The sequence below is a fragment of the Agromyces sp. Y782 genome (assembly GCF_059445405.1).
The window spans coordinates 1,764,302-1,777,780 of sequence record NZ_JCAIUG010000001.1; the positions used below are offsets into that span (position 1 = coordinate 1,764,302).

Below are 13,479 nucleotides of genomic sequence, written 5' to 3' on the forward strand. Positions count from 1 at the left end.
ATAAGGCCCGGGCCGGTTCGATATCGCCAACTGATTCTTGGGAACTCGCTAATTCCCCGTGGTGCGCGAGGGGGGACTTGAACCCCCACACCCTTGCGAGTACTGGCACCTGAAGCCAGCGCGTCTGCCAATTCCGCCACTCGCGCACGTATGGATGCACCGCAGTGCGTCCAACCACGAGAGACTAACATTTCCTGGGCGGCAAAGCCATTCGAGGCGACCTCCCGACGAGCCCGAAGTTCCCCTCTCAGACCCTTGGCGATTCCTCCGAGTATCCGCCTCGCCTCGCGTTGCCCCGCCACCCGGGAATAGCATCGAGCAGCGGGTTCCGGTGCCCCGACCGACGCGACGAAAGGACCGCCCGTGACCTCGCCCGGCGAGACCCCCCACTCCCCCACCAGCCACGACGAGCGCGCCACGCGCACGGCAACGGCGCTCCGCGACATCCGTGGATATCTCTTCGACCTCGACGGTGTGCTGACGCCGACCGCGACCGTGCACATGCACGCGTGGGCGCGCCTGTTCACCCCTTATCTCGAGCAGCACGGCGCCGCGCCGTATGAAGAGGCCGACTACTTCTCATACATCGACGGCAAGCCTCGCTACGACGGGGTTCGCAGCCTCCTCGAGAGCCGCGGCATCCGCGTGCCCGAAGGCGACGTGACCGATTCGCCCGCCGAAGAGACCGTGCACGGCCTCGGCAACCGCAAGAACGAGGCCTTCAACGAGACGCTCGCCGACGAGGGTGTCGCCGCCTACCCTGCGAGTGTCGCCTTCCTCGACGCGGTGCAGGCGAGCGGATGCCGCGTGGCCGTCGTCTCGAGCTCGAAGAATGCCCCCTCGGTGCTGGCGGCGGCGGGGCTCGCCGATCGCTTCGAGGTCGTCGTCGACGGCGCGGTCGCCGCGCACGACGGGATCCCCGGCAAGCCGGCCCCCGACACCTTCGAGCGCGCGGCCGAGCTGCTCGGCCTGCCGACGACGGCCTGTGCGGTCGTCGAAGACGCCGAGTCGGGGGTGAAGGCCGGTGCGGCCGGCGACTTCGGCGTCGTCATCGGCGTCGACCGCGGCGTCGGCCGCGAGGCCCTCGAAGCACTCGGCGCCGACATCGTGGTCGACGAACTCGACGAACTCATCCCCCTGCTGCCCGCGACTCCCGCGACCGACACTCCCCGAGAGGAACGCGAATGAGGTTCGCCGACCACGACCCGCTGAACCGCACCCGGTTTCCGATCGACGAGTGGGCGCTCGTCGAGACCGACTTCGGCGAGGCCGACATGGGCCGCACCGAGACGCTCTTCGCCGTCGGCAACGGCTACCTCGGCATGCGCGGCAATGTCGAGGAGGGCCGTGACGGCTTCGTGCACGGCACGTTCGTGAACGGCTTCCACGAGACGTGGCCGATCCGGCACGCGGAAGAGGCGTTCGGGTTCGCGCGCGTGGGCCAGACGATCGTGAACGCACCCGATGCCAAAGTGATCCGCCTCTACGTCGACGACGAGCCCCTCGTGCTCACCGAGGCCGAGCTCCTCGCCTATGAGCGTCGGCTCGACTTCCGCCTCGGCGCACTGAGTCGCTCGATCGTCTGGCGCACCCCGTCGGGCAAGCGCGTGCTCATCACGAGCCGGCGCATGGTGAGCTTCACCGACCGTCACCTGGCCGTCATCGACTACGAGGTGGAACTGCTCGACTCGGATGCCGCGGTGACCATCTCGAGCCAGATCCTGAACCGTCAAGACGGCCGCGACGAGTACCGCTCGGGCGTGCTCGAGACCAGCGGCGGCTTCGATCCCCGCAAGGCCGAGCAGTTCAACGAACGCGTGCTGCAGCCCCGCGTGAAGCGTCGCACCGAGGGCCGCTACCTCCTCGGCTACCAGACGACGAACTCGGGCATGGCGATCGCGATCGCCGCCGAGCATTCGATCACCACCGACAACTCCTTCACCGAGTCGGGCTCCATCGAAGACGACCTCGCCAAGCACATCTACCGGGTGCGCGCCAAGCAGGGCCAGCCGATCCGCATCACCAAGATGGTCAGCTATCACACCGCCAGGAAGGTGCCCGCGCGCGAGCTCGCCGATCGCAGCGACCGCACCCTCGACCGCGCGGCAGAGGTGGGCGTGGGCGAGCTCTTCGCCCAGCAGCGCGCGTGGCTCGACGACTTCTGGACCCGCTCCGACGTCGAGATCACCGGCCAGGCGGCGATCCAGCAGGCGACCCGCTGGAACCTCTTCCAGCTCGCGCAGGCGACGGCGCGCACCGATGGCGGCGGCGTCGCCGCGAAGGGCGTCTCGGGCTCCGGCTACGGGGGCCACTACTTCTGGGACAGCGAGGTCTACGTCCTCCCCTACCTCACCTACACGGCGCCGATCGTCGCCCGCAACGTGTTGCGATTCCGGCAGCGGATGCTCGACCCCGCCCGCGCCCGCGCGCTGGAGCTGAACCAGATGGGGGCACTGTTCCCGTGGCGCACGATCAACGGGCAGGAGTCGAGCGCGTTCTACGCGGCCGGCACCGCCCAGTACCACATCGACGCCGACATCTCGTATGCGCTGTGCCAGTACGTCGCCGCGACGGGCGACCAAGACTTCTTGGGTCGCGGGGCGATCGACATCCTCGTCGAGACCGCCCGCATGTGGGAAGACCTCGGCTTCTGGCGGTCGAACGCCGACGACGTGTTCCACATCCACGGCGTCACGGGCCCCGACGAGTACACGACGGTCGTCAACGACAACCTGTACACGAACGTGATGGCGCGAGCGAACCTCGCCGCAGCGGCATCCGCAGTCGACAACCTGCAGGTGCTCGACCCGGTGGCCTACCACCGCCTCGTCGAGCGGCTCGAGGTGACGCCGGCCGAGGTCGCGAGCTGGCGTCGCGCGGCCGCGCACATGCACATCCCCTTCGACCAGCAGCTCGGCATCCACCCGCAAGACAGCGCGTTCCTGCAGAAGGAGCTGTGGGATCTCGAGAACACCCCCGAAGACCGTCGCCCGCTCCTCCTCCACTACCACCCGCTCGTCATCTACCGTTTCCAGGTGCTGAAGCAGGCCGACGTGGTGCTCGCGCTGTACCTGCAGGGCGACCGGTTCTCGACCGAGATGAAACGCGCCAACTTCGAGTACTACGACCCGCTGACGACCGGCGATTCGACGCTGTCGGCGATCGTGCAGTCGATCATCGCGGCCGAGGTCGGCTACCACGAGCTCGCGATGCGCTACTTCCGATCGGCGCTCTTCGTCGACCTCGCCGACCTGCACCACAATGCATCCGACGGAGTGCACGTCGCCTCGGCGGGCGGCGTGTGGGGCGCGCTCGTGTCGGGTTTCGGCGGGTTCCGCGACCACAACGGCGTCTTCACGTTCGACCCGCGCCTGCCCGACGGCTGGCAGGGCCTCACCTTCCGCATCACGCTCCGCGGCACGCGGTTGCGCGTGAGCCTCGACCCCGAGTCGATCTCGTTCGCGGTCGAAGACGGGGGCGAGGCACGCGTGCGGGTACGCGGTGTCGACGTGGTCGTCACGGCAGGCACGGATGTCTCGGTGCCGCTCGACGGGCAGGGTCCGCGCCTCTACGGAGCGCCGACGATGCGCGACGTCACCGGCTCGCGCCGCGCAGACGGCACCCTGCTGACGGCGTCGATCCCGACGCTCTCGCTCGACGTCGACGAAGCCGACTCGGCGATCCAGGTCGATTGATTCGCGAGACATACAGCCCTTCGGGCTACCATGTCACAGTCACGACAGCGTCGTAGCACATCTGGAACGGGAGACCTGTGGGCCTACTGGACAACTTCGAGAAAGGTCTCGAGCGAGCCGTCAACGGCGCGTTCGCGAAGACCTTTCGCTCGGGGCTGCAACCCGTCGAGATCACTTCCGCCCTGAAGCGGGAGATCGACACGAAGGCTGCGGTCGTCTCACGCGACCGCGTGCTCGTGCCGAACAGCTTCGTCGTGCGCATGGCATCCGCCGACTACGCGCGCATGACGGGCCTCGGCCCGGCGCTCATCGACGAACTCGTCGACCTCGTGCAGAAGCACGCCGCGAGCCAGCGCTTCCAGTTCGCGGGCGGCATCACGATCGCGCTGCACCCCGATGACAGCCTCGCCGAGGGCATGGTGCAGGTCGACTCGCAGAACGTGAAGGGCCAGGTCGCCTGGACCCCCGTGCTCGACGTGAACGGCAAGCGCTACCCGATCCTGAAGGGGCGCACGGTCATCGGCCGCGGCAGCGAGGCCGACATCACCCTCGACGACTCGGGTGCGTCACGCCGGCACGCCGAGGTGCAATGGGACGGCAGCCGTGCGCGCGTGCGCGACCTCGGCTCCACGAACGGCACCCAGCTCAACGGCGCTCCCCTGAAAGACGCGATCCTCGAACCCGACTCGGTCATCACCATCGGCCGCACCCGCATCGTGTTCCGGGTGCTCGCGCAAGCGTCCGCCGGCGACGCAGGCTCGCGCACCGACCCGGCCACCGAACGTCACGACATAGGCGGGTTCTGGGGGCCCGGCGAATGAGCGAACTGACCCTCCTCGTCCTCCAGCTCGGCTTCCTGCTGTTGCTCTGGGTGTTCATCTTCGCGATCGTCTACGCGCTGCGCAGCGACCTCTTCGGGCAGCGGGTGCGCAAGCTGCAGCCCGAGTCGGCCGGGGCAGGAGCAGCGACGGCATCCGGGTTCCCCAGCTCACCGGTATCGGCGGCACCGCTCGCCGCGGCCACTGCGCCGGTCGTGCATGCCACAGCACCGACCGGCGGCGCCGGCGAGCTCGCCTCGAACGAGAACGCGACCCGCCTCGTCATCACGAGCGGCGCGAAGACCGGCGCGGAGTTCCCGCTCGGCCACGACGAGATCACGATCGGCCGCTCGAGCGACTCGGCGATCATCATCCGCGACGACTACACCTCCACCCACCACGCCCGCATCATGCAGTGGAACGGCCGCTGGATGATCCAAGACCTCGATTCGACGAACGGCACCTTCCTCAACGGCTCCAGAGTGACCGTGCCGACCCCGATCCCGCTCGGAGCCACCGTCAAGGTCGGAGCGACGACGTTCGAGCTGCGGCGGTAGCCCATGGCGACGGTCAAGGCGAGCGCCGCGGTCTCGCATGTAGGACGCATCCGCGCGAACAACCAGGACTCGGGTTACGCTGGGCGCCGCCTGTTCGTCGTCGCCGACGGCATGGGCGGGCACGCGGGCGGTGATGTCGCGAGCGCGATCGCCACGCGGCGCATCGCGGAGGCCGACGTCGACTACGACAACACGACCGAAGCCGCGGCATCCCTCGAGGGCGCCCTGATCGCCGCGAACCGCCAGCTCGCGGCCACCGTCGCCGAGCACTCCGAACTCACGGGCATGGGCACGACCGTGAGCGCAGTGCTGCTCGTCGGCGATCGCATCGTCATCTCGCACATCGGCGACTCACGCATCTACCTGCTGAGGTCGGGCGAACTCAGCCAGATCTCCACCGACCATACCTTCGTGCAGCGTCTCGTCGACGCCGGCCGCATCACCGCCGAAGAGGCGATGGTGCACCCACGGCGTTCGGTGCTGATGCGAGTGCTCGGCGACGTCGAGGCATCGCCCGAGATCGACGCGATGGTGCTCGACACGCGCGCAGGCGACCGTTGGATGCTGTGCTCCGACGGCCTCTCAGGCGTCGTCTCGTTCGACGAGATCCACGACCTGATGTCGGCTGAAGCGGGTGCCAAGCAAGTGGCCGACCGGCTCGTGAAGGCCTCCCTCGACGGCGGGGCACCCGACAACGTGACGGTGGTGATCCTCGACATCGGCGAGCCGCCGGCACCGGCGACCCCGCCCCTCGTGGTCGGCTCGGCCGCCGCCCCCCTCGCGTTCGGCCAGCCCGAGCCGGTACGCGCCCGCGGCATCCGTCTCACTCCGTTCCGTCCGCACCCCGTTCAAGAGACTCACTTCGAGCCCGACTCCGAAGACTTCTTCGACGAGATCATCGAAGAAGACGCTCGCCGCCGCCGCCGCCGGCGCTGGACGTGGAGCTTCTGGATCGTGCTGCTCGTCGCCGCCATCGCGGCGGCGTTCCTGCTCGGCTACCAGTGGACGCAGACGCGCTACTACGTGGGCGAGTCCGACGGGCGGGTCGCGATCTTCCAAGGCATCCAGCAAGACCTGGGGCCGATCTCGCTGCACGAATTGCACACCGAGATGGATCTCGACGTGGCAGAGCTTCGCACCTACGACCAGCAGCGTGTCGAGCAGACCATCAGCGCGGGCTCCTTCTCCGAGGCGTATCGCATCGTGCAGCGGCTGGAGGATTCCGTTGAGTGACCTCAACGTCGGTCGAGTAGCGCCCGGCGAAGCCGGCCGCGTATCGAGACCCACGACGCCCCCAGAGGGTGTGCGCCGCATCCGGATTCCGCAGAAGCTGCGCAACCTCGAGTTCTGGCTGCTCCTCATCGCATGCTTCATCAACGCCGCGGCGATCGTGCTCGTGCAGCTCGGGGCGCTCGGGCACATCGACACGCAGCTCGTGCTGCTCGGCGCAGGACTCTCGGTGCTCGTGTTCGGCCTGCACGTGGGCATGCGATTCGTCGCGCGCGACGCCGACCCGTTCCTGCTGCCGATCGCGACGGTGCTCAACGGCCTCGGCATCGCGATGATCTACCGCATCGACATCGCCAACAACGAGTCGGGCTGGGAGAGCGCAGCGGTGCGGCAGATCGCATGGAGCGGCATCGCGATCGTCTGCGCGATCGCGACCATCCTCGTCATCCGCAACCACCGGGTGCTGTTCCGGTACACCTATCTCGCAGGCCTCGCCGCGATCATCCTGCTGCTCCTACCGCTCGTGCCCGGACTCGGGCGCGAGGTCAGCGGTGCGCGGGTGTGGATCGGCATCGGCGACTTCGCCACCTTCCAGCCCGGCGAGATCGCGAAGATCGCCCTGGCGGTCTTCTTCGCCGGCTACCTCGTGCGCAACCGCGACTCACTGTCGATGGTGGGCAGGAAGTTCCTCGGCATGCAGTTCCCGCGGGCACGCGACCTCGGCCCGCTCCTCATCGTGTGGGCGCTGTCGATGGCCGTCATCGTCTTCCAGCGCGACCTCGGCACCGCGCTCCTCTACTTCGGCCTCTTCCTCGTGATGCTCTACGTCGCGACGAGCAGGCTGTCGTGGGTTGTGCTCGGGCTCAGCCTCTTCATCGGCGGTGCGATCATCGCCAGCCAGACCCTCGACTACGTCGGCAACCGCTTCGCGAACTGGCTCGACCCGTTCAATCCCGAGCGCTTCGATCAGGAGTACGGCGGCAGTTATCAGCTCGTGCAGGGCCTCTTCGGGTTGGGCAACGGCGGGTTGATCGGCACGGGTTGGGGTCAGGGCCGCCCTGACATCACGCCGGTTCCGCAGAGCGACTACATCATCGCGAGCCTCGGCGAGGAGCTCGGCCTCGCCGGCATCTTCGCGATCCTCGCGCTGTACCTGCTGTTCGTCGCCCGCGGGTTCCGCATCGGGTTCGCCGGTCAAGACGACTTCGGCAAGCTGCTCGGGGTGGGCCTCGCGTTCGTCATCGCCCTGCAGGTGTTCATCGTCGTCGGCGGCGTCACTCGAGTCATCCCGCTCACCGGGCTCACGACCCCGTTCCTCGCGGCGGGTGGTTCCTCGCTCGTGGCGAACTGGATCATCGTCGCCCTGCTCCTGCGCCTGTCCGATACGGTGCGCAACCACCCGAGGCTGGTGATCGACGGATGAACCGCGAGCTCAAGCGCGTCTCGATCGTCGCGCTCCTCATGTTCCTCACCCTGCTCGTCTCGACGACGATCATCCAGTACGCACAGGCCGAGACTCTCGCAGCCGACCCTCGCAACTCGCGCACCCTCTTCGAGAGCTACTCCGTCGAGCGCGGCCCGATCCTCGTCGACGGTGATCCGATCGCGTACTCGCAGCCCTCAGACGACAACTACAAGTTCCAGCGGGTCTACTCGAACGGGCCCTTGTACGCCGCAGTCACCGGGTACATCCCCGTCAACGGCGAGGCCACTGGCCTCGAGCGTTCGCTCAACGACTATCTCAGCGGGCAGTCCTCGAGCCAGTTCTTCGACTCCCTGAACCGCCTGATCTCGGGGCAGGATCCAATGGGGGCATCCGTCGAAGTTGCGATCGACCCGGTGGCGCAACAGGCCGCGTGGGACGCGCTCGGCGACTACACGGGCGCGATCTACGTCACCGAGCCGTCGACCGGGCGCATCCTCGCGATGGTCACCAAGCCGACATACGACCCGAACGCGTTGGTCGTGCACGACAGCGCCCAGGCGCTCGCGACCTACGAGGGGCTGCTCGCCGACCCGGCCGACCCGCTCTTCAATCGCGCGACCGGCGGCGACATGAACCCGCCTGGATCGGTGTTCAAGCTCGTCGTCACCGCGGCCGCACTCGAGTCGGGCAAGTACACGCCCGAGAGCCAGTTGCCGAACCCCGGCTCGCTCACCCTGCCCGGCACCGACTCCGTCGTGCGCAACACCGAAGGCGGCAACTGCGGCGGCGGCGACACCGTCAGCCTCGCAACCGCGTTGCGTCTCTCATGCAACATCCCGTTCGCTGAGCTCGGCATCCAACTCGGCGACGCCGCGATCCGCGAGCAGGCCCAGAAGTTCGGGTTCAACACCGAGTTCGAGATTCCGACGGTGACCGAGGCGAGCATCTACCCGCGAGCGCTCGACGACGCGCAGACGGGCCTCTCGGCATTCGGGCAGTACGAGGTGCGCGCAACGCCCATGCAGATGGCGATGGTGTCGGCTGCGATCGCGAACGGCGGCATCGTCATGAACCCGAATCTGGTCGATCAGATCACGGCGCCCGACTTCAACCCACTGCAGGAGTTCGAACCCCGAGAGTTCGGCCGTGCGATCAGCGAGGAGACGGCGAAGACGATGGTCGGCATGATGATCAATGGCGTCGAGAACGGGGCCGCGAGTAATGCAAGAATAGACGGCGTCAGTGTGGCTGGTAAGACAGGTACAGCAGAGAACGGCGAGAGTGACCCCTACACTCTCTGGTTCACCGGTTTTGCCCCCGCCGACAATCCTCAGTACGCGATCACAGTGCTCGTTGAGGATGGCGGGGGACTTGGTCAGGAAGGGTTCGGCAATGGCATTGCCGCACCCATCGCAAAGCAGGTACTAGAGGCGGTGCTGAACAAATGAGACCGAGCGCAGGGCTCACCTTCGGGGGGCGCTACGAACTGCAATCCCGCATCGCGATCGGCGGGATGGGCGAGGTGTGGCAAGCCACAGACCTCGTCATCGGCCGTCAGGTCGCGATCAAGATCTTGAAAGACGAGTACCTGGGCGACCCGGGCTTCCTCGAGCGCTTCCGCGCCGAGGCCCGCCATGCCGCACTCGTGAACCACGAAGGCATCGCCAATGTCTTCGACTACGGCGAGGAAGACGGCAGCGCGTACCTCGTCATGGAGCTCGTGCCGGGCGAGGCGCTCTCCACGATCCTCGAGCGCGAGCACGTGCTCTCCACCGACAAGGTGCTCGACATCGTCGCGCAGACTGCGGCGGCGCTGCAGGCCGCGCACGCGGCCGGTCTCGTGCACCGCGACATCAAGCCCGGAAACCTGCTCATCACGCCCGACGGTCGCGTGAAGATCACCGACTTCGGCATCGCGCGCATCGCCGACCAGGTGCCGCTCACGGCCACCGGCCAGGTCATGGGCACCGTGCAGTACCTCTCGCCCGAGCAGGCGTCGGGCCACCCGGCCTCGCCGACGACCGACATCTACTCGCTCGGCATCGTCGCCTACGAGGCCCTCGCGGGCCGTCGCCCCTTCACGGGCGAGTCGCAGGTCGCCATCGCGATGGCGCAGATCAACGAGACACCGCCCGACCTGCCGGTCACGGTCTCCGAGCCGGTGCGCAACTTGGTCTACGGATGCATCGCGAAGAACCCGGCCGATCGGCCGCAGTCGGCCGCACATCTCGCACGCGCCGCAACGGCGCTTCGCCGGGGCGACGTGCAGGCCGCCGCCGCTGCAGTGCCCGCCGTGCTCGGCGCTGCCGGCGTCACGGCTGCCACGATGCTCATGCCGCAGTCAGGCGCCACCGCGGCGACGACGGTGATGCCGTCTGCCGCGGGTGTGCCGGGCGACGACGAAGAGCCCGTCGAAGAGAAGAAGAAGCGCAGCCCCTGGACCTGGCCGCTCATCGTCCTCATCGCCTTGCTCGCGATCGTGCTCATCGGCACGATCATCGCGCTCGCCCTGAACGGCGACGAGAAAGAGGCGGCGTCGACGGCGCCGTCCACGCCGCCGTCGAGCGCTCCGCCGACGACGGAGGCTCCGCCGACCGCAGAGGCTCCGACGACCGCCCAGGTCAACCGTGAAGACTACCTGGGGCTCACGGTCGACGAGGCTCGGGCGAACCTCCAGGCCCTCGGCATGGTCGTGAACGCCGTCGAGGGCAACCCGGCGGCAACCGCTGAAGAGGCCGGCCGGGTCTACGACGTGAACCCCACGGGCAATATGCAGATCGGCTCCGAGGTCACGATCACGTTCTACGTCGATCCTGAGACGCCGAGCGCACCGACGGCGGCGCCTCGTGTGACGCCGGCGACGCTCAAGGCCGGCGAGACGTTCACCGTTTCGTGGGACCCCCAATCGTGCCCTGCCGGCCAGACGCTGTCGGGCTATCAGGTGTCGGTACAGGGAACGGGGGCGCCGTCGGCGCAGCCGTCGGGTGCCGGCGCGACCGAAGCGCTTCTGCAGACGACCTCGGCGACGAGCGGCGACCTCACGGTCACCTACATCTACTACTGCGGTTCGGTGGCCTCCCCCTCGTCCCCGTCGGCGGCGGTAAAAGTGACAGCCGCGGCCAACAACAACAACTAGCACGCCGCAACTGACGGGACCTATCGCAGAAGGGACGGAGCCGCACGGTGAACGATGAAGGACGAGTGCTCGCGGGTCGATACCGCGTCGGCGCCCTCATCGGGCGCGGTGGCATGTCCGACGTGCACGTCGGCACCGACACTCGGCTCGGTCGCCAGGTCGCCATCAAGCTGCTTAAGCCCCAGCTGGCGACAGACCCGGCGTTCCGCATGCGTTTCCGGCAGGAGGCGCAATCTGCGGCGCGTATGGCGCACCCCACGATCGTGCGCGTGTTCGATGCGGGCGAAGAGACCGTCGTCGACTCCTCCGGTCAAGAGGTGCAGCTGCCCTTCATCGTGATGGAGTTCGTCGAGGGCCGGCTGCTGAAGGACATCATCCACGACGGCCCCGTCGAGGCGTCTGCAGCCGTACGAGTCATCGATGGCGTGCTGACGGCGCTCGAGTACTCGCACCGGGCGGGCGTCGTGCACCGCGACATCAAGCCCGGCAACATCATGATCACCACCACCGGCCAGGTGAAGGTCATGGACTTCGGCATCGCCCGTGCTGTCTCCGACTCGTCGACGACGGTCGCGCAGACGACGGCGATCCTCGGCACGGCGTCGTACTTCTCGCCCGAGCAGGCCAAGGGCGAGACGGTCGACGCGCGCACAGACCTGTACTCCACCGGTGTCGTGCTCTTCGAGATGCTCACGGGCCGGCCGCCGTTCCGCGGCGACACGCCCGTCGCGGTGGCGTACCAGCACGTGAGCGAGCGCCCGGTCAAGCCGAGCGTCATCAACCCGAAGGTCTCGCCCGCGCTCGATTCGGTCGTGCTGCACGCCCTCGCGAAGAACCGCGACCAGCGCTACCAGACGGCGGCGGAGTTCCGGGCCGACGTCGACGTCGCGGCATCCGGTCGCGTGCCGGTGCACCGTGAACCCGACCAGTCCACGATGCTCTTCGGAGCCCCTACCGCCTCGCTGTCGAGCTCTGAACTGGCGCTCCGCCAGCTCGCGGAAGACGAGACGATGACCCGCACCCAGCGCCGCCCGCCGGCGATCTGGATCTGGTCGGGCATCATCGGCGTGATCGTGATCGTGATCGCCGTCATGTACTGGGCGTTCAATCTGCAACCCACAACCGAGCTGCCGACGAACTCTCGCGAGATCCCGGTGCTGACCGGTGGCACCTACGAAGAGGCTGTGGCCAAGCTCCAAGAGCTCGGGCTCCCGGCTACCCGCGTCAACGAGACGAGCGAGACGGTGCCCGCCGATCAGGTGACCCGCAGTGATCCGGCCGCGGGCGAGATCGTCGACGCCGACACGGCGGTCACGGTGTATGTCTCGACCGGGCGACAAGCCGTCGCCGTGCCCGACGTCCGCAACAAGGCCCTCGAACAGGCGAAGGCCGATGTGACTGCCGCCGGGCTCGTGCCCGGAACCGAGACGAGAGAGCCGTCACCGACCGTGCCCGGCGACACTGTGCTCGACACCACGCCCGAGGCCGGTGCATCGGTCGAGGCCGGTTCCACGGTCGACTTCCGCATCTCCAGCGGCATGGTCACGCTCCCCGACCTCACGGGGCAGACGCTCACAGCCGCCACGTCGTATCTCGCGGCCGAGAACCTGCAATTGACCGCCGAGCCCAAGCCCGACGCCTCGTGCAAGTCGCAGCCGGGCTCGCCGGTGACACAGCAGTCGGTGCCGCCCGGCGACGTTCCGCAACACTCCTCGGTCGAACTCACCTACTGCGCCGGCTGACCCGCCCTCGCCAGTCGAGCCGCGCCGCACCCTCGCCGGTCGAGTAGCGAGCGCAGCGAGCGTATCGAGACCTAAGCCGTTGCCGCACGCATCAACGGGCTGAGGCCGACGGCGCGCTCTCGCGCCTCGGGCAGCCCTGCGACCGCGAGCCAGTTGCCGAGCATGCGGTAGCCGCCCTCGGTCAGCACCGACTCCGGGTGGAACTGCACGCCGAAGATCGGAGCGCTCTCGTGGCGCAGGCCCATGATCACGCCGCCCTGCGTTCGGCTCGTCACCACGAGCGACGCGGGCACGGTGCCATCGACGACGGCGAGCGAGTGGTACCTCGTCGCGGTGAAGGGCTGCGGCACCCCGTCGTAGAAGTCGCTCTCGTCATGCGTGATGCGCGAGGTCTTGCCGTGCATGAGCTCATCGGCGTTCGTCACGACCGCGCCGAAGGCCTCGGCAATCGCCTGGTGTCCGAGGCACACGCCGAGGATCGGCTGCCCCGAGGCGAGGGCTGCCTCGACGATGGGGATCGACACACCGGCATCCGACGGCTTGCCGGGCCCCGGCGAGATGAGCACCGCGTCGTAGTCGGCGATGCGCGTCGCCGCCTCAGCGACGCCGAACGAGTCGTTGCGCACGACCTCGGTCTCGGCGCCGAGCTCTTGCAGGTAGCCGTTGAGCGTGTAGACGAAGCTGTCGTAGTTGTCGATGACGAGGACGCGGGTCATTCACTCCACCGTGACGTTGATCGGATTCAGCACGCCGTCGACCCATGGGAACACCCACGTGAAGAGGGCGAACACCGCGGCCGCGACGAGGATCAGCATCAGAATGATGCGCAGCCACACGGGCCCGGGCAGGATGCGCCAGAGTGCGCCGTACATGTC

At 68.0% G+C, this 13,479-nt stretch carries 11 protein-coding genes and 1 tRNA gene; 9 read left to right on the top strand and 3 right to left on the bottom strand.

Going from position 1 to position 13,479, the window contains the following annotated elements; all coding sequences use genetic code 11:
• Positions 1–59: 59 nt before the first annotated feature.
• Positions 60–146, bottom strand: a tRNA-Leu gene (locus tag AC1C2S_RS08005).
• Positions 147–444: 298 nt separating this feature from the next.
• Here AC1C2S_RS08005 and AC1C2S_RS08010 point away from each other — a divergent pair.
• The 9 genes from AC1C2S_RS08010 to pknB all read left to right on the top strand — a co-directional run bounded on the left by AC1C2S_RS08010 (position 445) and on the right by pknB (position 12,604).
• The gene (locus AC1C2S_RS08010; RefSeq protein ID WP_495353217.1) at positions 445–1,188 is read left to right on the top strand and encodes a beta-phosphoglucomutase family hydrolase; all 744 of its coding nucleotides are present in this window, start codon (positions 445–447) and stop codon (positions 1,186–1,188) included.
• On the top strand, positions 1,185–3,695 hold the full coding sequence (locus AC1C2S_RS08015) for a glycoside hydrolase family 65 protein (RefSeq protein ID WP_495351997.1): 2,511 nt from the start codon (positions 1,185–1,187) through the stop codon (positions 3,693–3,695). The genes AC1C2S_RS08010 and AC1C2S_RS08015 overlap by 4 nt, the downstream gene beginning before the upstream one ends.
• A gap of 77 nt (positions 3,696–3,772) precedes the next feature.
• Complete coding sequence (locus tag AC1C2S_RS08020; protein ID WP_495351998.1) at positions 3,773–4,516, top strand: FHA domain-containing protein; 744 nt, start codon at positions 3,773–3,775, stop codon at positions 4,514–4,516.
• On the top strand, positions 4,513–5,070 hold the full coding sequence (locus AC1C2S_RS08025) for an FHA domain-containing protein FhaB/FipA (protein ID WP_495351999.1): 558 nt from the start codon (positions 4,513–4,515) through the stop codon (positions 5,068–5,070). The genes AC1C2S_RS08020 and AC1C2S_RS08025 overlap by 4 nt, the downstream gene beginning before the upstream one ends.
• A gap of 3 nt (positions 5,071–5,073) precedes the next feature.
• The gene (locus tag AC1C2S_RS08030) at positions 5,074–6,303 is read left to right on the top strand and encodes a PP2C family protein-serine/threonine phosphatase (RefSeq protein WP_495352000.1); all 1,230 of its coding nucleotides are present in this window, start codon (positions 5,074–5,076) and stop codon (positions 6,301–6,303) included.
• A gap of 70 nt (positions 6,304–6,373) precedes the next feature.
• A complete protein-coding gene (locus AC1C2S_RS08035) occupies positions 6,374–7,723 on the top strand; it encodes an FtsW/RodA/SpoVE family cell cycle protein (RefSeq protein WP_495353218.1) in 1,350 nt (449 codons plus the stop codon).
• On the top strand, positions 7,720–9,174 hold the full coding sequence (locus AC1C2S_RS08040) for a peptidoglycan D,D-transpeptidase FtsI family protein (RefSeq protein ID WP_495352001.1): 1,455 nt from the start codon (positions 7,720–7,722) through the stop codon (positions 9,172–9,174). The genes AC1C2S_RS08035 and AC1C2S_RS08040 overlap by 4 nt, the downstream gene beginning before the upstream one ends.
• Positions 9,171–10,862 (top strand): protein kinase domain-containing protein, encoded by a 1,692-nt coding sequence (locus AC1C2S_RS08045; protein WP_495352002.1) that lies wholly within the window; start codon positions 9,171–9,173, stop codon positions 10,860–10,862. Before AC1C2S_RS08040 ends, AC1C2S_RS08045 begins: the two co-directional genes overlap by 4 nt.
• A 47-nt stretch (positions 10,863–10,909) precedes the next feature.
• Positions 10,910–12,604, top strand: coding sequence for a Stk1 family PASTA domain-containing Ser/Thr kinase (pknB, locus tag AC1C2S_RS08050; RefSeq protein ID WP_495352003.1), 1,695 nt, complete (start codon positions 10,910–10,912; stop codon positions 12,602–12,604).
• Between the two features lie 71 nt (positions 12,605–12,675).
• Here pknB and AC1C2S_RS08055 read toward each other — a convergent pair whose 3' ends face one another.
• Both AC1C2S_RS08055 and AC1C2S_RS08060 read right to left on the bottom strand, forming a co-directional pair.
• Positions 12,676–13,320 carry an anthranilate synthase component II gene (locus AC1C2S_RS08055; protein ID WP_495352004.1) on the bottom strand — a complete coding sequence of 215 codons (645 nt, stop codon included), beginning with the start codon at positions 13,318–13,320 and terminating at the stop codon, positions 12,676–12,678.
• Complete coding sequence (locus tag AC1C2S_RS08060; RefSeq protein WP_495352005.1) at positions 13,321–13,476, bottom strand: hypothetical protein; 156 nt, start codon at positions 13,474–13,476, stop codon at positions 13,321–13,323.
• Positions 13,477–13,479: the final 3 nt, after the last annotated feature.

Excerpts from the sequence above, each read along its gene's own strand:
- AC1C2S_RS08030 (WP_495352000.1), top strand. The coding sequence starts at position 5,074 with ATGGCGACGGTCAAGGCGAGCGCCGCGGTCTCGCATGTAGGACGCATC.
- AC1C2S_RS08045 (WP_495352002.1), top strand. The coding sequence starts at position 9,171 with ATGAGACCGAGCGCAGGGCTCACCTTCGGGGGGCGCTACGAACTGCAA.
- AC1C2S_RS08040 (WP_495352001.1), top strand. The coding sequence starts at position 7,720 with ATGAACCGCGAGCTCAAGCGCGTCTCGATCGTCGCGCTCCTCATGTTC.
- AC1C2S_RS08060 (WP_495352005.1), bottom strand. The coding sequence starts at position 13,476 with ATGTACGGCGCACTCTGGCGCATCCTGCCCGGGCCCGTGTGGCTGCGC.
- AC1C2S_RS08025 (WP_495351999.1), top strand. The coding sequence starts at position 4,513 with ATGAGCGAACTGACCCTCCTCGTCCTCCAGCTCGGCTTCCTGCTGTTG.
- AC1C2S_RS08055 (WP_495352004.1), bottom strand. The coding sequence starts at position 13,320 with ATGACCCGCGTCCTCGTCATCGACAACTACGACAGCTTCGTCTACACG.
- AC1C2S_RS08015 (WP_495351997.1), top strand. The coding sequence starts at position 1,185 with ATGAGGTTCGCCGACCACGACCCGCTGAACCGCACCCGGTTTCCGATC.